The organism is Microbacterium ureisolvens (assembly GCF_019511645.1).
Lineage (GTDB): Bacteria > Actinomycetota > Actinomycetes > Actinomycetales > Microbacteriaceae > Microbacterium > Microbacterium ureisolvens_A.
Genome location: NZ_JAEUAX010000001.1, coordinates 349,855 through 371,666 on the forward strand (window position 1 = coordinate 349,855; position 21,812 = coordinate 371,666).

The following is a 21,812-nucleotide window of genomic DNA, read 5'->3' on the forward strand; positions in this document are numbered from 1 at the left end:
GAACCCATTCGCAGAGAAGGGAGTGATCGCACATGGACGCATTGATACCACCGCTGCTCAACGGCAGCGCCGTGGGTGCGCTGCTGCTGCTGGCAGCCCTCGGGCTCACGCTCATCTTCGGTCAGATGGGGGTGATCAACATGGCGCTCGGCGAGTTCATCATGGTCGGCGCCTTCGTGACCTACCTGACCCAGCTCGTGATCCCCTCCAGCGACATCTCGATCCCCGTGGCGCTCCCGGCCGCGTTCGTGGTGGCGGGCCTGCTGGGACTGCTGCTCGAGGTGAGCATCATCCAGTGGATGTACCGCAGACCCCTCGACACGCTGCTCGCCACGGTCGGCGTCTCGCTGATCCTGCAGCAGGTCGCGCTGCAGATCTTCCCCGCCCAGGGCGTTCCGGTGGAGAACCCCGGGTGGCTCCAGGGCCAGATCGACATCTTCGGGTACGCGTGGCCCTACCGCCAGGCGTTCACGATCCTGCTCGCAGGGGTGTGCGTCGGCGCTCTCGCGGCGTGGCTCAAATACACGTCCTTCGGCCGCCGGATCCGGGCGACGGTGCAGAACCGTGATCTCGCCGAGACGGTGGGGGTCCGCACGCGCAACGTCGACCGCATCACCTTCTTCGTCGGGTCGGGTCTGGCCGGCGTCGCGGGAGTCGCCGCCTCCCTCATCGGCGGCACGAACTCCCAGATGGGTGTGCAGTACATCATTCCCGCCTTCCTGGTCGTCGTCGCCGGCGGAATCGGCCAGATCAAGGGCACCATCATCGCCGCGTGGGTGATCGGTGTCGCGATGGCGTTCTTCGCGGACTGGACGAGCGGAAGCCTCGCGCAGGTGCTCGCCTTCGTCCTGGTCGTGATCTTCCTGCAGGTCCGCCCGCAGGGCCTGTTCACCGTGCGCACGAGGGGGCTGGCATGAAGAAGCTGACGAAGCTCAACCCGTGGTACTCGCTCATCGGCATCGCGGTCTTCGCGGTGCTTCTGCTGGCGGTGTCCCCCAACGTGCTCTCGATGCACTGGATCAGCAACCTGGGCAAATACAGCGCCTGGGCGATCGTCGCGGTCGGCATCGGCTTGGCCTGGGGCCGGGGCGGAATGCTGGTCATGGGGCAGGGCGTGTTCTTCGCGCTCGGCGCCTATTCGATGGCGATGCACCTCACGCTGGAGACCGCCGGCCCTGATGCGACTCCCACCTTCATGATCCTGTACGACCCGCTCGCGGCGGTGCCCGCGTTCTGGGAGCCGTTCCGCAGCGACTGGTTCACGGTGCTGGCGATCGTGCTGCTGCCGGTGATCGTGGCCGGCGTCCTCGGGTACGCGCTCTTCAAGCGCCGGGTCAAGGGGGCGTACTTCGCGATCCTGACGCAGGCACTCGCCGTCGCCCTGGCGGTCCTCGTCAGCTCGACCATCCGGGAGACCGGCGGCGACACCGGGCTGAGCGACTTCAAGTACTTCTTCGGCTACGTGCTCGACGACGACGCGAACAAGCTCATGATCTACATGATCACGGTGGGCCTGCTCATCGTGTGCATGCTCGTGTCGTGGCAGCTGTATCGCAGCCGGTTCGGGGAGCTCCTGCTCGCCACCCGCGACGCGGAGGACCGCGTGCGGTTCCTCGGATACGACCCGGCGAACACCAAGCTGGTCGCCTTTGTGATCGCCGCGGTGATGGCGAGCATCGGCGGAGCGATGTTCGTCCCGCTCGTCGGCATCATCACTCCGCAGGAGATCGGCGCCTCCGCGTCCATCCTGTTCATCGCCGGTGTCGCACTCGGCGGACGCGCGTCGCTGTTCGGCCCCGTGCTCGGCGCGATGGCGATCGGCTGGGGTCAGTCGAGTCTCGCGTCGAGCTGGCCGGAGGGCTGGATCTACATCCTCGGCCTGCTGTTCATCGTCGTGACCCTCTTCCTCCCGAACGGGCTCGCCTCGCTCGTCAGCAGGATGTGGACGACGGTGCGGACCACAGCCGGCAGACGCTCCAAGGCCGACAGGAGGCTGGCAGCATGAGCGGGATCGATCCGACGACGTCCCCCGCAGGCACGGGGGAGACGCTGACTCCGGATGCCGAGACATCCGTGAAGGTGTCGAACCTCACGGTGACCTTCGATGAGTTCACGGCCGTGGACGACGTGAGCCTGCTCATGCTCAAGGGGCAGGTGCACTTCCTGATCGGGCCGAACGGCGCCGGCAAGACCACACTCGTCGATGCGCTGACAGGGCTCGTCCCGGCGACTGGCACGGCGATGTACGACGGCATGGACCTGCTGTCGATGAAGACGAACAAGATCATCCGGGCGGGGGTGGGGCGCACGTTCCAGACCGCGACCGTCTTCGACGAGCTCTCGGTGCTGCAGAATCTGGACATCGCCGGCGGGCTGCACCGCAAGGCGTGGCGGCTGCCGCTCGCGCGGCGCGGTGTGCCCTCGTACGTCGAGGAGGCGCTCGAGACGATCGGGCTCACCGAGCAGCGCGAAAAGCCTGCCGGAACCCTCGCGCACGGACAGAAGCAATGGCTCGAGATCGGCATGCTGCTCGTGCAGGACGCGAAGGTGATGTTCCTCGACGAGCCCGTCGCCGGCATGAACGCCGATGAGCGGGACGAGACCGGACGGCTGCTGCGCCGCATCGGCGACGAGCGGACGATCATCGTGATCGAGCACGACATGGACTTCGTGCGCAACTACGCCGAATGGGTGACCGTCATGCACATGGGCAAGCTGCTCACGGCGGGAACGGTCGAGCAGGTGCAGGCCGACAAGCGGGTCCAGGAGGTCTACCTCGGCTCAGCCGCGGACGCCGCTGTCGAGGGAAAGGGCGAACACTGATGCTCGAGATCAAGGGTGTCACCGCCGGTTACGGCCGCACCAAGGTGCTCCACGACGTCACCGTCGAGATCCCCACTGCGCGAGCGGTCTCGGTCATGGGGCACAACGGCGCCGGCAAGACGACGCTGTTGCGGGTCGCCACGGGGCTGATTCCGGTGATGAGCGGTCAGGTGCTCATCGACGGTGAGGACGTCACACGGATGCCGCCCTCCAAACGCGTGCAGCGGGGACTCGGGTACGTCCCGCAGGGGCAGCAGTCGTTCCCGCAGATGACGACCCTCGAGAACCTGCAGCTGGTCGCCAGGCGACAGTCCGACATCGACGAGGTCTTCGACCTCTTCCCTGTGCTCAAGGAGTTGTTGGGCCGGCGTGCGGGGCTGCTCTCCGGAGGTCAACGTCAGCAGCTCGCGATCGCCCGCACGCTGCTGACCAAGCCCAGGATCCTCGTGCTCGACGAGCCGACCGAGGGCATCCAGCCGAACATCGTCGCCGACATCGAACGGGTCATCATCGATCTCACCCGCCGCGGCGACCTCTCCGTTCTGCTCGTCGAACAGCATGTCGGCTTCGCGCTGCGGTCCACGCACACGTTCTACGTGCTGCAGTCCGGCCGGATCACGATCACCGGCGAGGGGGGCAGCGCGGCCATCGACACCGTCCGCGGCGCGATGGCGATCTGAATCAGATCGATTCCCCGCGGCAACGCGGCTGAAACACGCCTGCGGCATGATCCAGACAGTGGAAGCGCTGGAGGTGGGTGTGCATGCGCTGGGCGTGAGATCCGGCGCGCGGGGCGGGGACGCACGCTCCGCCGCCGAAGACAGCCTCGAGGACTACGCGTTCCGGTATGTGCCGCGCTCGTTCCGGCGCTGGAGCGCCCTGTCCGTCGGGGGCACCGCACTGGGATCCATCGCCTTCCTCGCCGACTTCTCGATCGGCGCCAGCATCGGCCTCGAGCACGGCACGACGAATGCCGTGCTCGGGATCCTCCTCGCCTCGGTGATCATCTTCTTCGTCGGGTTCCCGGTGGCGTTCTACGCGGCGCGGTTCAACATGGACCTCGATCTGATCGCCCGCGGCTCGGGTTTCGGCTATCACGGCTCCATCATCACGACCGTGGTGTTCGCCGGCTTCACGTGCATCTTCTTCGCCCTCGAAGGCGCGATCATGGCCCAGGGCCTGGAGGTCGCGGTGGGGATCCCGCTGCCCGTCGGCTATGTGATCTCCACCGTGGTCGTGATCCCGATCGTCGTGTACGGCATGCGCGCACTGGAGCGGCTGCAGTTCTGGACGACGCCGCTGTGGCTCGCGCTCGCACTCCTCCCGCTCGTCTGGATCGTGTTCACCCAGCCCGACGCGGTGACGACCTTCATCCGGTTCGGGGGCGCCTCCGACGGCACCGTCAGCTTCAGCGCCATCGTCGCGAGCGCTGCCGTCTGCTTCGCCCTGACCCCGCAGCTGGCCGAGCAGATCGACTACATCCGCGTCATGCCGCCGCGCACGCCTCTGAACTCGAAGTCGTGGTGGGCGGCGTTCGTCTTCAGCGGTCCTGGCTGGGTGATCTTCAGCGGGACGAAGCAGGTGATCGGGCTGTTCCTGGCCGTCTACCTCGTGACGAAGGTGGACCCGGCTCTCACCGACCGTGCCGCCGAGCCCGTGAAGCAGTTCCTCGGCATGTACCAGTCGCTGGTGCCCGACTGGATCGCCCTTGCTCTCGTCCTCCTTCTCATCGTCATCGCGCAGGTCAAGATCAACGTGACGAACGCTTACTCCGGCTCACTCGCCTGGTCGAATGTCTACACGCGAGTGAAGAAGCGCTACCCCGGCCGGACCGTCTTCGTGATCTTCAACCTGGCGATCGCCCTGTCGCTCATGTTGATGGACGTCTTCAGCCTCATCTCCTTCGTCTTGAGCCTGTACGCGAACGTGGTCATGGCCTGGTTCGTGACGATCTCCGCCGACATCGTGATCAACAAGCACATCCTGCGGCTGTCGCCGCGCTTCCCCGAGTTCCGCCGCGGCATGCTCCACAACTGGAACCCGGTCGGCCCGGTCTCGGTGGGGCTCGCCTCCCTGCTGTCACTGCTGTGCTTCGCAGGAGCGTTCGGCGCGGCGATGCAGCCGTTCTCGGTGCTCGTCGCCATCGGCGTCGCGGTCATCGTCACCCCGCTCATGGCGATCGTCACCCGCGGCCGCTATTACCTCCGACGGTCTTCCGACGGCATCCCGAGTCCGATCCTCGACAGCGACGGCAACCCGTCCGGGGAGCGGCTGCGCTGCCACGTCACCGGCTACACCTTCGAGCGGCCGGATATGCTGGCCTCGGCCGAGTCAGGGCCACGGGGCGAACTGCAGTTCGTCTCGTCGCTGGCGCTGACGCTCGACGACTCCGACCGGTACGTCCTCCCGGCGGAGCCGGCCAGGCTCCATCGAGACGGGCGGGGAGGGATCCAGTGATGGACGAGATCATCGACACTCCGTCTGCGATCCTCGCGAGCGCGGCCCTGCTGCTGCGCCAGCGCACCTTCGAGGACGTCTCCTATCTCGAGCTCGCCGAGGCCGCGGGCGTCTCCGAGCGCACGATCTACCGTCGCTTCCCGACGAGGTCGCACCTGCTGGAGGGGCTCGCTCGCTGGATCGAGGCCGAGCATTTCCCGATTCCGGGCTTCGGGACGGCAGCCGAGTTCCGCGACGCTGTGCGCGCAAGGTTCCGCGCCTACGACGCGGAACCGGCCTTCGCCTTCGTGGCGGCCCGCGGTGGTGCGCTCTCACCGACCGCGGACGACCCTGCGGCGCCGATCACCGACGCGATCGTCGCGATGATCGACGCCACCGCGCCGAACCTGAACCGCCGCGACGCCCGCAGGGCCGCAGCATCCATCCGCTATTTCGCCTCGCCGATGTTCTGGGCGCGGATGCGGACCGGATTCGACATGAGTGCGGATGAGACGTTCGAAGTGTTCGATCTCGCCGTGCGGCGGGTGCTCCCCGCGGCGACCGAGGCGAATCGGGCAGCGTCGTGAACGCTCCCGCGCCGGCGCCCGAGCTCTCGGGAACGCAGTCGGCCATCCTCGCCGCCTACGCCGAACTCATCGAGGAGGTCGGCACCGACGACGTGTCCTTCCGGCTGATCGCGTTGCGGGCGGGCGTCGGAGAGCGCACGGTCTTCCGGTACTACCCGACGCGCGTAGACCTTCTGCTGGCGACGTCGGGATGGATCGAGCGCACCATCTTCACGCGCGCGGAGTCCGACTCCATCTTCGACGTGCCGATCGCCATCCGCGAGGCGATGGAGGCCTACGACCGCCGTCCGGAGCTCGCCCACGTCGTCGCCGAGACGGCGATGCGCGGCGTGAACGGAGCCGACCCCGTGCCGCATCGCGCCGAGTTCGATGCGATGCTGCTCCGCGAGGTCCCCGCCCTCGGCGACGAGGATCGCCGCGCCGTCGTGGCGGCTCTGTGCCACCTCGACTCCTCGGCAACCTGGGTGACGATGCGCCGCGAGCTCGGGATGAGCGGGCGCGACATCGCCGATGCGGCCACGTGGGCTGCCGAGGCGATCCTGGATCCCATCCGAGACCTCGGCGCTGCGAACGGGTCGCCATCGTAGCCGGAACCGGCCCGCATTCCCGGGGTCGCCGGCGCCGGCGATCCAGACGTGAACTCCGCCGTCGATCGTCCGAAACAATCGGTGCACTCCTGGTTGGCATACTGTAGGCACCTCCGCCCACCGCCGAAAGGTGCTTCATGACGTCGGATATTCCCCTCGGTCTCGCCGATCAGCCCCTTTCGGCCAAGATCTACGAACTGCTGCGCGAACGCATCATCGAGGGTGTTCTGCGACCCGGGGAGCGGATTCGGGAGCGCGAGCTCGCCGCAGAGCTGAACGTCTCGCGAATCCCGATCCGGGAGGCGATGCCCAGGCTCGAGGCAGAGGGGTTCATCAAGACCCTTCCGCGCCGCGGTGCGGTGGTGACGGAGATGACGATGAACGATGTCGAAGAGCTGTTCGCCGTGCGCTCGAGCCTGGAGGTCCTCGCCGCGAAGCTGGCCGCTCAAGCGTGCGCGGCGGGACGCTCACCGGATGAACTGTTCGCTCGACTGGCGGAAGCGGAGGCGGCACTCGAAGGGGCGGACGACGCCGCAATCGCCGGGGCGAACTCCGCGCTGCACGAAGAGATCCTCAACCTCTCATCCAACTCCTTGCTGATCGGCCTGATGGGTCCGATCAACGGGCGGGTGCGGCGGCTGTTCCGACTCGAGGCAGAGCGTGACCAGCGAGTGCTCTGCGCCGAACACAAGGAACTCTGCCACGCCATCGCGGACGGCAACGCCGAATGGGCGGGCGCCCTCGCATACGCGCACGTGGAGCACAGTCGCGCGGACTCCCTCCGCATCATTCGCGAACGGATGCGGTAGTCACAGGCCGATATGGCCTACCAGATCGACGAAACAATCCGTTTACGCAGCAGTTGAACCGGCGAAACACGGGAATGGAATCTTGTATACCAAGTTCCTCCTCCCGAAGGGTCACCGGTGCTCGAATCGCTCCTCCTCCTCGACGGCACCCTGCCGGACGGCTCCCGCGTCGATCTCCGGATCGCCGAGGGGCGCATCCGTGGCATCGCGCCGGCCGCAGGGCGGACGGTCGGCAGGCCTCTCGCCGTCGAATCGGTCGGCTTCGAGGAGGCGGTGCGCAGCGGCGCCGTGGCGCGCGAGACCACGATCGATCTCGGCGGACGACTCGTCCTGCCCGCCTTGATCAACGGCCACGCACACCTCGACAAGACATTCGTCGGATCGCCATGGCAGCCACACCGACCAGGCGCGACGGTGGCGGAACGCGTCAGCGCCGAGCGCGCGATCCGCGACGATCTTGATGTGCCGGTCGGCGAGCGCGCGCACGCGCTGGCCGCCGCGATGATCGGCTTCGGCACCGGTACAGTGCGCACGCACGTCGATATCGACCCGGCGGTCGGCCTCACTTCGCTGGACGCGCTCCTCGATCTCCGCGAGCGACTGCGCGACACCCTGCGCGTGCAGGTCGTCGCATTCCCGCAGAGCGGCATCGTCGCATCGCCCGGTGTCAGCGCACTCCTCGAGGAGGCGCTGCGGGCCGGGGCGGATGCGATCGGAGGACTTGATCCCGTCGGGTTCGACCAGGATGCAGAGCGCCACCTCGACACCGTCTTCGGACTCGCGGCGCGGTACGACGTGGGTGTCGACATCCATCTGCACGACCTGGGCGAGCCCGCGCGCTTTCAATACGAGATGATCGCCGAGCGGACGAGACGTCACGCCCTGGCGGGCCGGGTGGTCGTGAGCCACGCCTACGGACTGGGATCGCTCGGTGCCGATGACGTGAGGCGGGTGGGCGCCGAGTTCGCCGCGAGCGGTGTCGCCGTCATGACGAACGGTCCGGCGGGGCCGATGCCTCCGGTCCTGGCGATGCGCGCCGAGGGGGCGACGGTGTTCTCGGGCTCCGACAACATCCGCGATGCGTGGTGGCCGTACGGCGACGGGGACATGCTCGCCGTCGCCCGACAAGTCGCCTACCAGTCCAATTTCCGCACCGACGAGGAACTCCAGGTAGCGCTCGACCTCGTCACCGATTCTGCGGCGTGCGCCCTCGGCATCCAGGACTACGGCGTGCACGAGGGGGCGCCGGCCGACCTTCTCATCATCGACAGCCCGTCTCCGGCCGCCGCAGTCGCGGCGCACCCCGCCACCCGGCTCGTGCTGCACGGCGGACGCATCGTCGCCGCCCAGCTCGCGTCCGCCCATGTTCTCGCGCCGAGCACGCTCGACGCGATGGCCACCCGGCCCTGATCCACCCGTTCCTGCAGCACCCGACCTTCCAGAACCCGGAGTGAACATGAGAACCACCAGGACCCGAGTACTCGGCGCCGTCGCGGCATCCCTTGCCGTGGGCACGCTCGTCACCGCCTGCGCAGGCGGCTCGGCGGCACCTGCATCCTCGAGCGGCCGAGACGGCACCGTGATCATCGGCACGGGGGCTACACCGCAGACGCTCGACCCGATCCTCGCGTCGGACGTGCAGACCGACTTCACCGTCGGCGGCGCGTACGACAAGCTCGTCGACTACGACGACGAGGGCGCGATCGTGCCGCTGCTCGCCACCGAATGGAGCTACAACGACGACGCGACCGCCGTCACCCTCACCCTTCGCGACGACGTGGTCTTCCACAGCGGGAACCCGCTGACGGCCGCAGACGTCGTCTACACGCTCGACCGCATCGCATCGCTCGGAATCGGGGTGTCGTCGTTCCTCTCGTCGTACGCGTCGAGCACCGCAGTGGACGACACGACTGTGGAGATCACGCTCAACGGCACCAACACGACCTTCGTCGGTGCTCTGAGCAAGGTGTACATCCTCGACTCCGCACTCGTCTCGGCGAACGAAGGCGACGACCAGGGGCAGGCGTGGCTCGCCACCAACGACGCGGGCTCGGGACCGTACGCCATCACCGACTACACCGCCAACCAGCAGGCGACCCTCGAGCGCTTCGACGATTCGTGGCGCTTCGACGAGCAACGCCCCGACAGCCTCGTCTACCGCTACATCACCGAGAGCTCGACGCTGCGCGACGAACTCAAGTCGGGCGGTGTGGACGTGGTGACCGGACTCACCGGCACCGACCTCGACGCCCTGGCCTCGCAGGACGGCGTCTACCCGCAGGAGTTGTCGAGCATGCTGCAGCTGTTCGTCATGATGAACACGCAAGGCGGCATCACCGCGGATCCGAAGGTGCGTGAGGCGATCCAGCTCGCCTACGACTACGACGGGCACATCTCGTCGATCCTGGGCGGGCGCGGCGATGTCGCAACCGGCCTCACCGCACCGAGCGTCTCGTGCCGTGTCGACGCGGGTGCCGCGCAGCAGGATGTCCCGGCGGCCAAGGCACTGGTGTCGGAAGCCGGAGCGGAGGGCGAGACGCTCACGCTCGCATACCAGTCGCAGATCCCCGAGCACCAGAAGGCGGCCACCCTGCTGCAGTCGAACCTGAAGGACATCGGGATCACCCTCGAGCTGCAGACGGTCACGTACCCCGAGTACGTGGCGATGATCGAGTCGCCCGAGACGACGCCCGACCTGGCGCTGCTGTGGGATTTCCCGTACTACCCCGAGATCGGCCCCATGCTCTTCCGCGTCTACGACTCGCAGTTCATCGGGCGGACGAACTACGCGCAGTACTCCAACCCGGACGTCGATGCGCTGCTCGAGCAGGGGATCGCGACCGTCGACCCGGACGCCGCGTGCGACCTGTTCACCCAGGCGCAGGAGCTGATCCTCGCCGACGACGTCAGCGTGAACATCTCCAACCCCACCACCACCGTCATGCTCCGCGACGGTATCGAGGGTCTCGAGTATGCGCCCACGTATCAGCTCTTCGACCCGAAGATGCTCGTCCTCGCCGACTGATCCACCGGGGTGGCTCCGTACGTCCGCGAATGCGCCGGAGCCACCCCGTCTCACCCGACCGACCCGAACCCGAGGAGGCCCGCATGGCGACGTACATCGCGAAGCGGCTGGGGCTCGCCCTGCTGAGCGTGTGGGGCATCATCACCATCGTCTTCTTCATGACGAAGCTGATCCCGGGCGACGCCGCGCGCGTGGCGGCGGGGCGCACCGCCACCGCCGAGCAGGTGGAGCAGGCGCGCCAGCGTCTGGGGCTCGACCTTCCGGTGATCGAGCAGTACTTCCTGTTCCTGAGCAAGGCGTTCCGCGGCGATCTGGGTCAATCGGCGTCGACACACCAGAGCGTGGTCGGCGACCTCGCCAACACCGTCCCCACCACGCTCCAGCTCGTGATCGTCACGATGATCGTGACCATCGCCGTCGCGGTGCCGCTGGGTGCGCTCTCAGCGGCGCTTCGCGATCGCGCACCGGACGTCTCGGCCCGGATCCTCTTCGTCCTGGCCGGCGGCGTACCCGTCTTCTGGCTCGCCATCCTCCTGCAATGGGTGTTCGCATCGAACCTCGGGTGGTTCCCGATCTCCGGAGCGAATTCGTTCGGGATGGCGCCACCCGACGTCACGGGTTCCACCCTGGTCGACTCGCTGATCGCAGGCAGTCCCGCGATGTTCTTCGACTCGCTGGCGCACGTGATCCTGCCCGCCTTGGCCCTGAGCGCGCCGTTCATGTCGACCATCGCCCGCAACGTCCGCTCCAACATGATCGGCGCGCTCGACACCGACTACGTGTCGTTCGCGATCTCGAAGGGCGCGGGTCCCTACCGCGTGGTCGTTCACCACGGACTTCGCTCGACGATGGGATCGACGCTCACCCTTCTCGGCATGCAGTTCGGCTGGATGATGGGTGCCGCGCTGCTGGTCGAGAGCGTCTTCGCCCTCCCGGGCATCGGCACCTACCTGAATCAGGCTGTTCTCAACCAGGACACCTTCGCGGTGCTCGGCTGCGTCCTCGTCATCGGCATCGTCTTCACCGTCGCCAGCCTCGCCGTCGAGCTGCTGCAGATCTGGACCGACCCCCGTGTCCGCGAGTCCCACCTGACGGGAGCACAGGCATGACACTGACATCGACTCAGGCCGAGGCGGAAGCGGCCGATCCCGACGTGACGGCCCCAAGATCCCGCACGGCGCGGGCCTCCGAGTGGCTCTCTCCCGCCGGTCTCGGCGGCGGGATCTCGCGCGGCCTGCGCGGCCTGTTCGGCCACCGTGCCGCGGCGCTCGACCGCGTGGCCGTCGTCGTGTCGATACTGCTCGTCGTCATGGCCGTCATCGGGCCGTTCGTCGCGCCGTACGACCCCTACCTCGCGGTTCCGGCCGATGCCCTGCTGCCGCCGAGCGCCGCGCACTGGATGGGCACGGACGACGCCGGACGAGATGTGCTGTCGCGGCTCCTGGCGGGGGCGGCCACGACCCTGCTCGCGGCGGTCGCGGTCGTTCTCATCTCGACCATTGTCGGAGTCCTCGTCGCGTGCGCGGCGGTGCTCTCGCCGCGCGGGGCCGACGCCACGATCATGCGCCTCTGCGACATCTTCATGGCGCTTCCCGCCATGGTGCTGGCGCTCGGGATCGCGGCGGCGCTGGGTCCGTCGCTCGGCTCGGTGGTGGTGGCCATGGTCGTCGCGATGTGGCCAGGCACGACGCGACTGGTTCGCGGCATCCTCCGCGTGACGATGAGCGCAGCCTATGTCGAGTCGGCCCGGGTGAACGGGATCAGCCGGTTCTGGACGCTCGTGCGCCACGTGCTGCCGAACTCGCTCGACTCCGTCTACGTACAGGCGAGCATGGAGATCTCGGGCGCCGTCGTCCTCATGGCAGGCCTCGCCTACCTCGGAGTGGGCGCGCCGCCGCCCAGCGCGGACTGGGGGGCCATGGTCGCGCAGGGGCGCGAGTACATCACGACCGCCTGGTGGGTGGCGACCTTCCCGGGCCTGGCCATCACCATCGCGGCCATCGCGTTCGGCCTGCTCGGCGACGCGATCCGCGTCCGGTTGGACCCGAGCCTTCGGAGGAAGCGATGACCGCACCTGTTCTCGAGATCAGCGGCCTGACGGTCAGCGTCCCGGATGCGACGCGCACCGACGGCGGTCGCGGGGACCTCACCCTGGTCGACAACGTGAGCCTCACACTCGAGCGGGGGGAGCGCGTGGCCCTCGTGGGCGAGTCCGGGTCGGGCAAGTCCATGACAGCGAAGGCCGTGATGCGGCTGGACCCCACGGTGGACCTCGCGGGCTCGATCCGCGTCGCGGGCCACGAGGTTGTCGGCGCCCCTGAGCGAACCGTCCGCCGGATGCGAGGCTCCGCGGTGTCGATGGTGTTCCAGGACCCGATGACCGCGCTCAACCCGGTGCTCACGATCGGCGATCAGGTGACCGAGCCTCTGCGTCTGCGCGGAGTGCCGCGGCGCGAGGCACGGGCACGGGCCGTGGAGATGCTGGACCGCCTGGGCGTGCTTTCGGCAGCCGACCGCATGGACGCCTACCCGTACGAGTTCTCGGGCGGCATGAGGCAGCGCGTCGTCATGGCCGCCGCCCTCATCGGCGGCCCTGACGTGCTCATCGCCGACGAGCCGACGACCGCGCTGGATGTGCGCGTGCAGGAGCAGGTGCTCGACCTGCTCGAAGAGCAGTCGCGCGAACTGGGGCTGGCTGTCCTGCTGATCACGCACGACCTCGCCATCGTCGCCGGTTTCGCCCACCGGGTGGCGGTCATGCGCCACGGGCGCCTCGTCGAGGACCGCCTCGTCGACGACCTCTTCGCCTCACCGCAGCATCCGTACACCCGGGGCCTCCTGGCCTCGATCCCCAGCGTCGACGACGACCCGACCGTGCGACTGCGGACCGTGGACGACGTGATGAGAGAGGATGCTGCGCTCGCGGCATCCGGGACCGCTCTGGAGGCGCGGCGATGACAACCCCCGTTTCGCAGGTCGACGGCGTCGACCTGCGCGTAGAAGATCTGACCAAGCGCTTCGGCCGCGGTGCGCGGGAGTTCACCGCGGTCGACCGGGTGTCGTTCCGCCTCGGAACCGGAGAGACCCTCGGCCTCGTCGGCGAGTCGGGCTCGGGCAAGTCGACCACGGTGCGGTGCCTCATGGGCCTCGAGCGTCCGCAGGCAGGCACGATGACCTACAACGGACTCAACCTCCGCCGCATGACCTTCCGGGCCGAGCGCGTCTTCCGTTCGCAGGTGCAGATGGTCTTCCAGGACCCGTACTCCAGCCTCGACCCCCGCATGACGATCGGGCAGATCGTGGGCGAGCCGCTGCGCGTGCACACCGACCTGGATGCCGCGCAGCGCCGCGATCGAGTAGGGGAGATGCTCGAGCGCGTGGGACTCGAGCCGGCGCACATGAAGCGCTTCCCACGCAGCTTCTCCGGCGGTCAGCGTCAGCGCATCGCCATCGCCCGCGCGCTGGTGGTCCGGCCCCGCGTGCTGGTGTGCGACGAGCCCGTCTCGGCACTGGATGTGTCGGTCCAGGCGCAGGTGCTCAATCTCATCAAGGACATGCAGCAGGAGTTCGCGCTCTCGGTGCTCTTCATCGCCCACGACCTGGCCGTGGTCCGGTACCTGTGCGACCGGCTCGTGATCCTCGAGAAGGGACGCGCGGTGGAGGAGGGCCCGCGCGACCAGGTCTACGGCGACCCGCAGCACGCGTACACCAGATCGCTGCTCGAAGCCGTCCCGAGGGCCGATCCCGCCGCCGAGCGCGAACGCCGCCTGCGGCGCCGCGGATCCATCACCAGTCCATCACAGGCGGAGGCGGCGGCATGACGCGCATCGGAACCGACATCAAGTTCGTGGAGGGGGTCACCCATTTCGGGGAGCCGCTCGAGACCCTGCGCGAAGTCGCCGCACTCGGGCTCGAAGGAGTCAACGTCCGTACCCTGGACGAGATCGCGCCGACGCTCGACCGGGCGTTCCTCACCGACTTCGCGCAACTCGCCGTCGAGCTCGACCTGTACGTCGAGATGGGCGTGGGCAAGGTCAACCCGTTCATGACGGCCGAGCTGCCGCGCGTGCGCGACCTCGGCGAGGGCAGCTACCTCGCGGGCATGGAGCGACTCCTGGCCACCTGCGCCGAATTCGGCTGGACCGAGACGTGGACGGCGGTGGGGGGCTACAAGCCGCACCCCGGCATCTTCTTCACCGACCGGTTCCGCACGGATGCCGCGTGGGAGGACCAGCTCGTCGCCATCGAGCGATTCCTGCACAGACTCGCCCCGGTGCTGCGCGACACCGGCGTGCGGCTGAACCTCGAGACCCACGAGGAGATCACGACCTTCGAACTCCTCCGGCTCATCGAATCCGTGGGCGACGACGTGCTGGGGGTGTGCCTCGACCCGGCCAACCTGCCCGTCCGCGCCGAAGTGCCCAGGGATGCGATCGCGCGGATCGCACCGTATGTGCGGACGACGCAGCTGCGAGACGCCGCGCTCTGGCGCACCCCCGCCGGTCTGTCCCGGTTCATCGCCCCGTGCGGCGAGGGGGTCATGGACTGGCCGGCCGTGCTCGATCTGCTGCTCCAGCACAACCCGGGCCTCAACCTGACGATCGAGCCCATCGGGCGCGTCCGTGCCGAAATGGCGTTGCACACATCGGATCCGACGTGGCGGGCCGGTCACCCCGATCTCACCGATGCGGCTCTGGGCGAGCTGTACGCGCTCGCCCAGGCGTACGAAGCCCGCGCGGAGCGCGGCGATACGGAGACCATCGCACAGCTGCGTGCGCCGCGGCCCGACACCGATCTGGTGACGTTCCTCCTCGCGTGCGCCGACCACCTGCGAGCCGTGCTCGCCCAGCTTCCGGCGACCGCGGCCGTCGGCAGTTCCGAACTGACAGAAGGAGTACCCGCATGACGCTCACCCAGCCCACCGAAACACACATGCTCGCAGACCTGGCCACCGCCGTCTCCTGTGAGGTCGTTCTTCCCGGCGACGGGGGCTACGACCTTCTGCGCCGCGTGTGGAACGCGGACATCGACCGTCACCCCGCCGCGATCGTCCGCGTGTGCACGGCGCAGGACGTGTCCGACGCGCTCCAGTGGTGCGTCGCCCGCGGCGTCCCCGTGACGGTGCGCGGCGGCGGTCACAACCTCGCCGGCACGGCCGTCGCCGATGCGGCGGTGCTCATCGACACGGCCCTCCTGAACGACGTGGTGTTCGATGCCGAGGCCGGCACCGTCTCGGTGGGCGCGGGATGCCGGTGGGGCGACGTCGACCGCGCCGCCCAGCCCTACGACCTCGCCGTGCCCGCAGGCGTGGTCTCCCACACCGGGGTGGCCGGCCTCACCCTCGGCGGCGGCTTCGGCTATCTCGCCCGCCTCCATGGCGCGACCGTGGACCACGTCGTCGAGATCGAGGTGGTCGTGGCCGACGGCCGCATCCTCACTGCCAACGCCGACGAGAACCCCGACCTGTTCTGGGCGCTCAAGGGCGCCGGGCACAACTACGGCATCGCCACGCGCTTCACCTACCGCACGGTGGCGCTTCCCGGCCTCGCGACGGTGCGGCAGGCCCTGTACCCGGCGACCGACCGGAAGGGCATCCTCCAGTTCTTCCGCCAGTGGGGCCCTGATGCGCCCGGCAACATCGGCACCTACATCCGGCTGCTGCGCGCGCCCGAGTACTGGAGCCAGATCCCCGCGGAGCACCGGGGTCAGCCGATCATCTCGGTCGCCACGGTCTATTACGGCGAGCCCTCCGACGAGCCGGCCGCGACGGCCGGGATGTTCGCGCACGGCAGCGCGATCTACGAGAGCCTGCGCACGATGCACCACGCGACGCTGCAGCACGCCACCGACGACGAATTCCGATATGGCATCGCGCACTACTGGAAGCACCTGTTCCTGCAGGACCTCTCCGACGACGCGATCGACACGGTGATCGAGCACAGCGACGCCTATACCGGGCGAGCCCTCAACTCGAGCGCCCACATCGCGCACCAGCTCATGTGCCCGTTCGAGATCCTCGCCGGCCGCCGCGAACCGCGCGACTCGTCTAACGACTCGACCGCCGGCGTGGGGTCGCCGTTCGCCGCGAACATCGGTGCGGACTGGGAGTACCCGGGCGAGAAGGCGCCCCTGGTGGCGTGGGCGAAGGCCTTCGACCAGGCACTGGCACCGTACAAGGCCGGCACGTACATCAACTTCACGTCCGTCGCCGGCGACGAGTCCGTCGCACGCGCCGTGTACGGCGACAAGTATGACCGCCTCGTCGCGGTGAAGTCCGAGTACGACCCGGCCAACGTCTTCTCGCGCGGGCTCGTCGACCTCAGCGACAACGCGGGGGAGCTTGCATGACCCGGCGCGTCGGCACCGACACGAGCAAGTTCCCCGGCACCGCGGAGCTCGGGGCGATCGGCACGCTGGAGAAGATCGCCGCGCTGGGACTGGACGGGGCGTTCTTCCGCAGCCCGTTCGAGCTGAGCCCGGTGCTCGATGCGGGGGAGCTGTCGGCGGTGGCGGATGCTGCGGCCGACCTCGATCTCTACCTCGAGGTCGGCGTCGCGAAGGTGAACCCGTTCGCGACGCCGGAGGCACCGCAGATCCGCGCGCTCGGCGAGGGGGACTATCTGCGCGGCATGGAGCGGATCATCCGCTCGGTGGCGGCGGTCGGCATCACCGAGCTCTGGACGGCAACCGCCAACTACCAGTTCCGCATCCGCGGCATCCACGCGTGCGACCGCTTCCGCACCGACGTGGACTGGGAGGACCAGCTCGTCGCGACGGCCAAGGTGCTCGACCGGCTTGCGCCGCTGCTGCGCGACACGGGTGCGCACCTCAACATCGAAACGCACGAGGAGATCAGCTCGTTCGAGGTGGTGCGTCTTGTCGAGGGTGCGGGTCCGGACGCTTTCGGCATCACGTTCGACACCGCGAACGTGATGGTCCGCGGCGAGGACCCGATCGCGGCCGCACGACGGGTGGCTCCGTACACCCGCTCGACGCATGTGCGCGACGTCGCCCTGCACCGCACTGATGACGGCATCGGCCGGTTCCTCGCGCCCGTCGGCCGCGGAGTCATCGACTGGGGCGCCCTGCTGGACGAGCTCGATCGCGGCGGCGCTTCCTGCAACCTGTCGATCGAGGGCGTGATCGGGATGAACGCCGAGATGCCCTTGTTCGTGGACGACCCGCGCTGGTGGGCGGCGCACCCCGATCTGACGGGGGAGGAGTTCGCCGTCGTCGAGGCGCTTACCACGCGCTACGAGCAGAGTGCGGCAGCGGGCGACGTCCCCTCGGTCGCCGAGCTGCGGGCGCCGGTCGATTCCGGCAGGGCGCTCGCCTTCATCACCGACAGCGCGGCGGCGCTGCGCGCTGCGCTCGCCGCCCGCGAGCCGGCGACTGCCGGCTGACCGAGCTACACCCCGAGGAGAGAGAATGACCCTGACCATCGTCCCCAACTCGGTCGCTGTCGACAGCGACTACTTCCCGACCCTCAGCCTCGCCGAGCGCGACCGCCGCTGGGCGAACGTGCGGGCGTTCCTAGGGGAGAACGGCCTGGATGCGCTCGTCGTGTTCGGGCAGGGCCGCAACGCCAACGACTCCTATCTCACCAACGAGGACGCGCACGCCACCGTGGTGTTCACACCGACCGACGAGCCGTTGTCGCTCTTGGGCGACGTGCCGATCAACCGCTACGACGGCGCCGGGGCCCGGTACGAGCGCTGGACCGACAGCTGGCTGCACGGCAACCCCGTCGCCAACCTCACGGCGGTGCTTCAGGAGCGGGGCCTCGCCTCCGCCACGATCGGCGTCGTCGGGCTCACCAGCCGTGCCGTCGGGCAGTGGAACGGCGTCATCCCGTTCCGGACGTGGAGCGCAGTGCTCACCGCTCTCCCGTCGGTGGTCTGGGTCGACGTCTCGGACGCCTTCGAGACGCTCACGCAGTTCAAGAGCGAGGAGGAGCAGGAGATGATCCGCAAGGCCGCCGCCCTCGGCGAGGCGGCCTGCGCGGCCTACGTCGACGCCGTGCGGGTCGGTGTGCGCGAGAGCGTGCCCACGGCGGCGGCAGTGAATGCCATCATCGCGGGGGGCGGGTGGATCCGAGCCCCCTTCATCCTCGAGCGCGCCGGATCGCACCGGTTCGGCTGGGGGCAGCCCGAGTGGTTCGGCATGGGCGGTGCGCCGTACACCCTGCAGAATGGCGACAGCATCGCCTCCGAGATCTTCGCCTACTACGGCGGGTTCGAGTCCCAGCAGCAGATCGACGTCGTGCTCGGCGAGCCGGACAGGCTGCTCCGCGAGCTCGAAGAGGTGTGCCTCGAGTCGTACCACGCGGGGCTGGAAGCGCTGCGCCCCGGACTGCGATTCGCGGAGCTTGCGGCGATCATGGACGAGCCGCTCAAGCGATCCAAGACCTGGAACACCGGCCCCATGGTGCAGACCGTATCGGGCGTGCTCTACAACTCCGCCACGCGGATCGATCCGAGCGTCGATCCCGCGCTCGCCCATCTGCCGAAGCTCCCCTCGGGCGTCGGCCTGGACGGCGACTTCGAGATCGGCGAGGGCGTCGCGTTCGCGATCGAGCCGAACGCCCTTCGTGACGGCAAGCGGGTGTGCATCGGCGGCACCGTGATGCTGACCAGCCGCGGAGTCGAGGAGCTCAACACCATCCCGAATCGTCTCGTGGTGGTGGACGCATGACAGCCCTGGAGCTCCCCTCGGCCGCGGACGCCGCCGCGACCGGCGCGCTCCGGGTCGGCCCGGCGGTCCTCGCCGCGGGCGCGGCGACCGGCCCCCTCGCCGGATCCGTGACCGTCACGAAGGACCTGTTCGACGTGGCCGGTCAGCGCGTCGGCGCGGGGAACCCTGACTGGCTCGCCGATGCCGCGCCGGCCGCGACCAACGCTGTGGCTGTGCAGCGGTGGGTGGATGCCGGTGCCACCGTCGTCGGCATCTCGCACACCGACGAACTCGCGTTCAGTCTGTCGGGCACCAACGTCCACTACGGCACTCCGCGCAACCCGCGCGGTTCCGATCGGATCCCGGGCGGTTCGTCGAGCGGATCCGTGGCGGCGGTCGCCGGTGGACTCGTCGACTACGCCCTCGCGACCGACACCGGCGGATCGACCCGCGTGCCCGCGTCGTACAGCGGTGTCTTCGGCATCCGCACGACGCACGGGCGCGTACCGATGACGGGCGTGGTCCCGCTCGCGCCGCGCTTCGACACGGTGGGCGTACTCGCCGGCACGGGAGCGATGCTCGAACGGGCGACGGGGGTGCTGCTCGCGGTGCCGGCGGTGGAGAGGGATGCCGAGCCCGTCCTGTCGGTGCCGCCCATCGTGCTGGCCGGCGACGTGCTCTCCCTCGCCGATCCCGACACCGCCGACGCCGTGAGGGCGGCGGTGCGACTCCTCGGCGAGGACCTGGGCGCCGACGTCGTCACCGCGGAGCTGGCGGGAGCCGACCTGCTCGGTCAGTGGCGGGCTGCGTTCATGGCGCGCCAGATGCCCGAGATCTGGCAGAGCCACGGGGAGTGGGTGACCCGACGGCAGCCGTCGTTCGGCCCCGGGGTCGCCATGCGGATGGACGAGGCCCGAAACGCGTCGCGCGAGGGCATGCACCTCGCCGACGAGGCACGGGAACAGGTGCTCGCGCGACTCGATGCCGTTCTGCCCGAGGGTGGCGTGCTCGCCTTCGCCGCGGCATCCGGTCCCGCCCCCCGGGTTGACCTCGATGCGGCGACCAAGGGATCGCTTCGCGGCCGCACCATCGCCATGACCTGCATCGCGGGCCTCGGGGGACTGCCCGCAGTGTCGCTGCCGCTGGCTGAGGTCGACCGCCTGCCGGTGGGAGTCTGCCTCGTCGCGCGGCCGGGAGAGGACGAGCTGCTGCTCGCCGTGGCTCGCGCGGTGGACGCGTTCGTCACTCGCGCCGAGCGGGCGGCATGACCCGGATCGGCGATCTTGCCGCGGCATCCGACAGCCTCGTGCTGACGGATGCCGCGGCCCCCGGCGGCGGCGGGCGCATCGACCTGCGCATCGCCGGGGGACGCATCGCAGGGGTTTCGCCGGCTGGCACCACGCCTCACCCCCCCGACGCGACGGTCGTGCCTCTGGACGGACGCGTCGTCGCTCCGGCGTTCGTCGAACCACATCTCCACCTCGACAAGGCACTGCTCGGCACACCGGCCGAGGGCGGCGACCTCCGCGCGGCCATCGCCTACACGGCGCAACGCAAGCGTGGGTTCACCTATGCCGATGTCCAAGCCCGCGCCGAACGCGTCCTCACGGCCGCGCTGCGGGCCGGGACCACCGCGATTCGCGCGCAGACCGAGGTCGATCCCGCCGTCGGGCTCCTGAGCATCCAGGTGATGCAGGTCCTCGCCGAGCGTCACCGCTCGTGGCTCGACCTCCAGATCGCGGTCTTCCCGCAGGAGGGCATCCTCTCCAGGCCGGGCACGCTCGCACTGATGCGGGAAGCCCTCGCGCTGCCGGGAACGATCGTGGGCGGCTGTCCGTACACCGAGGCTGATGCGACGGCTGCCCGCGCCCACGTCGATCAGGTGCTCGATCTCGCGGTCGAGTTCGGCACTTTCGCCGATCTCCACCTGGACCTGGCCGACGACACGAGCGACGAGCGGTTCGCGCTCGCCCCGTACGTCGCCCGCGCCACCCGCGAGCGGGGTCTCGCCGGGCGGGTCGCCATTGGGCACGTCACCTCGCTGGCGGCGATCGAGGTGGGCGAGCGAGCGCGTGTGCTCGACGAGCTCGCGAGCGCGGGCGTCAGCGTGGTCGTGCTCCCCGCCACCGACCTGTACCTGATGGGGCGCTCAGACGCCTCCAATGCGCGGCGCGGGGTCGTGCCCGTCTCCGATCTGTGGGCGCACGGCGTGCGCACCGCCCTGTCGTCGAACAACCTGCGCAACGCCTTCACCCCGACGGGCCGCGCCGACCCGCTCGACATCGCACTGCTGGCGGGCCGCGTGAGCTTCGCATCGAGTCGCGAGGACTTCCTCCGGCTCCACCGGGCGGTCACGACGGACGCCGCGGCGGTTCTCGGCTCCGACCGCGCCCGTGGCCTCGCCCCGGGCGCACCCGCCGACCTCGTAGTCTTCGACAGCACGGATCCCGACGCGGTGGTGCTGGATCAGCCCACCCGGCTGCTCGTCCTCGCCGATGGCCGACCCGCATACTCGTCGGCTCTCGAGGAGACCTTCCACCGGGTGGTGCCGCTGCCCGCGTAGCACCCGAGGGACCCTCGGGGTGGGCTGGGCGTTGCCCGGATTCGGGTCTTGCATCAGCATGTCGCCGGTGCTACAAAAAATCTACAGCGCCAAATATAGATCACGCGAGCCGCGCACTGATCTCGTGAGGTGGCGACCTGCCCCGCCCGCGCCGTTTCCGTTGGTCGCCGTGGCACCATTCGCTCCACGGGGCCCGCACCGCGACGGTGCCCATCCAGGCGGGCCGGACGGTCGCCCTCCTCCGAGATCGGTGCGTGATATCGCGGGGGTGCGAGACCTGGATGGTGGACGGCCTTGCGTTCGTCTGGG

20 protein-coding genes are annotated in these 21,812 nt (G+C 69.1%); all 20 read left to right on the plus strand.

All coding sequences use genetic code 11. The features are described from left to right. Nucleotides 1-32: 32 nt before the first annotated feature. The 20 genes from urtB (at nucleotide 33) to JNB61_RS01775 (ending at nucleotide 21,503) form a co-directional block, all read left to right on the plus strand. A complete protein-coding gene (gene urtB / locus JNB61_RS01680) occupies nucleotides 33-917 on the plus strand; it encodes an urea ABC transporter permease subunit UrtB (RefSeq protein WP_220287544.1) in 885 nt (294 codons plus the stop codon). Further along, complete coding sequence (gene urtC, locus JNB61_RS01685; RefSeq protein ID WP_220338571.1) at nucleotides 914-2,005, plus strand: urea ABC transporter permease subunit UrtC; 1,092 nt, start codon at nucleotides 914-916, stop codon at nucleotides 2,003-2,005. The genes urtB and urtC overlap by 4 nt, the downstream gene beginning before the upstream one ends. Further along, nucleotides 2,002-2,823, plus strand: a complete 822-nt coding sequence (locus JNB61_RS01690) for an ABC transporter ATP-binding protein (RefSeq protein ID WP_220338572.1) — start codon at nucleotides 2,002-2,004, stop codon at nucleotides 2,821-2,823. The genes urtC and JNB61_RS01690 overlap by 4 nt, the downstream gene beginning before the upstream one ends. Then, on the plus strand, nucleotides 2,823-3,503 hold the full coding sequence (gene urtE / locus JNB61_RS01695; RefSeq protein ID WP_220287550.1) for an urea ABC transporter ATP-binding subunit UrtE: 681 nt from the start codon (nucleotides 2,823-2,825) through the stop codon (nucleotides 3,501-3,503). Before JNB61_RS01690 ends, urtE begins: the two co-directional genes overlap by 1 nt. Nucleotides 3,504-3,549: 46 nt before the next feature. Next, nucleotides 3,550-5,280 (plus strand): purine-cytosine permease family protein, encoded by a 1,731-nt coding sequence (locus JNB61_RS01700; protein ID WP_222854985.1) that lies wholly within the window; start codon nucleotides 3,550-3,552, stop codon nucleotides 5,278-5,280. Then, on the plus strand, nucleotides 5,280-5,846 hold the full coding sequence (locus JNB61_RS01705; RefSeq protein WP_220338573.1) for a TetR/AcrR family transcriptional regulator: 567 nt from the start codon (nucleotides 5,280-5,282) through the stop codon (nucleotides 5,844-5,846). Before JNB61_RS01700 ends, JNB61_RS01705 begins: the two co-directional genes overlap by 1 nt. Then, the gene (locus JNB61_RS01710; protein ID WP_220338574.1) at nucleotides 5,843-6,433 is read left to right on the plus strand and encodes a TetR/AcrR family transcriptional regulator; all 591 of its coding nucleotides are present in this window, start codon (nucleotides 5,843-5,845) and stop codon (nucleotides 6,431-6,433) included. The genes JNB61_RS01705 and JNB61_RS01710 overlap by 4 nt, the downstream gene beginning before the upstream one ends. Before the next feature lie 137 nt (nucleotides 6,434-6,570). Next, nucleotides 6,571-7,242 carry a GntR family transcriptional regulator gene (locus JNB61_RS01715; protein WP_220338575.1) on the plus strand — a complete coding sequence of 224 codons (672 nt, stop codon included), beginning with the start codon at nucleotides 6,571-6,573 and terminating at the stop codon, nucleotides 7,240-7,242. Between the two features lie 117 nt (nucleotides 7,243-7,359). Beyond that, nucleotides 7,360-8,652, plus strand: coding sequence for an amidohydrolase (locus JNB61_RS01720; RefSeq protein WP_220338576.1), 1,293 nt, complete (start codon nucleotides 7,360-7,362; stop codon nucleotides 8,650-8,652). Between the two features lie 46 nt (nucleotides 8,653-8,698). After that, nucleotides 8,699-10,267: an ABC transporter substrate-binding protein gene (locus JNB61_RS01725; protein ID WP_220338577.1), complete on the plus strand. Its 1,569-nt coding sequence runs from the start codon at nucleotides 8,699-8,701 to the stop codon at nucleotides 10,265-10,267. An 83-nt stretch (nucleotides 10,268-10,350) separates the two neighbouring features. After that, complete coding sequence (locus JNB61_RS01730; RefSeq protein WP_220338578.1) at nucleotides 10,351-11,376, plus strand: ABC transporter permease; 1,026 nt, start codon at nucleotides 10,351-10,353, stop codon at nucleotides 11,374-11,376. Next, nucleotides 11,373-12,335 (plus strand): ABC transporter permease, encoded by a 963-nt coding sequence (locus tag JNB61_RS01735; protein WP_220338579.1) that lies wholly within the window; start codon nucleotides 11,373-11,375, stop codon nucleotides 12,333-12,335. Before JNB61_RS01730 ends, JNB61_RS01735 begins: the two co-directional genes overlap by 4 nt. Continuing rightward, a complete protein-coding gene (locus tag JNB61_RS01740; protein WP_220338580.1) occupies nucleotides 12,332-13,225 on the plus strand; it encodes an ABC transporter ATP-binding protein in 894 nt (297 codons plus the stop codon). Before JNB61_RS01735 ends, JNB61_RS01740 begins: the two co-directional genes overlap by 4 nt. Continuing rightward, on the plus strand, nucleotides 13,222-14,088 hold the full coding sequence (locus JNB61_RS20385; protein ID WP_220338581.1) for an ATP-binding cassette domain-containing protein: 867 nt from the start codon (nucleotides 13,222-13,224) through the stop codon (nucleotides 14,086-14,088). The genes JNB61_RS01740 and JNB61_RS20385 overlap by 4 nt, the downstream gene beginning before the upstream one ends. Beyond that, nucleotides 14,085-15,173: a sugar phosphate isomerase/epimerase family protein gene (locus JNB61_RS01750; protein WP_220338582.1), complete on the plus strand. Its 1,089-nt coding sequence runs from the start codon at nucleotides 14,085-14,087 to the stop codon at nucleotides 15,171-15,173. Before JNB61_RS20385 ends, JNB61_RS01750 begins: the two co-directional genes overlap by 4 nt. After that, nucleotides 15,170-16,615 (plus strand): FAD-binding oxidoreductase, encoded by a 1,446-nt coding sequence (locus JNB61_RS01755; RefSeq protein WP_220338583.1) that lies wholly within the window; start codon nucleotides 15,170-15,172, stop codon nucleotides 16,613-16,615. Before JNB61_RS01750 ends, JNB61_RS01755 begins: the two co-directional genes overlap by 4 nt. Beyond that, on the plus strand, nucleotides 16,612-17,670 hold the full coding sequence (locus JNB61_RS01760) for a sugar phosphate isomerase/epimerase family protein (RefSeq protein WP_220338584.1): 1,059 nt from the start codon (nucleotides 16,612-16,614) through the stop codon (nucleotides 17,668-17,670). The genes JNB61_RS01755 and JNB61_RS01760 overlap by 4 nt, the downstream gene beginning before the upstream one ends. Nucleotides 17,671-17,695: 25 nt before the next feature. Further along, on the plus strand, nucleotides 17,696-18,961 hold the full coding sequence (locus tag JNB61_RS01765; protein WP_220338585.1) for a M24 family metallopeptidase: 1,266 nt from the start codon (nucleotides 17,696-17,698) through the stop codon (nucleotides 18,959-18,961). Next, nucleotides 18,958-20,208: an amidase family protein gene (locus JNB61_RS01770; protein WP_220338586.1), complete on the plus strand. Its 1,251-nt coding sequence runs from the start codon at nucleotides 18,958-18,960 to the stop codon at nucleotides 20,206-20,208. Before JNB61_RS01765 ends, JNB61_RS01770 begins: the two co-directional genes overlap by 4 nt. Further along, entirely contained in the window at nucleotides 20,205-21,503 is a 1,299-nt protein-coding gene (locus tag JNB61_RS01775) for an amidohydrolase family protein (protein WP_220338587.1), read from the plus strand. The genes JNB61_RS01770 and JNB61_RS01775 overlap by 4 nt, the downstream gene beginning before the upstream one ends. The last annotated feature ends 309 nt before the right edge of the window (nucleotides 21,504-21,812 follow it).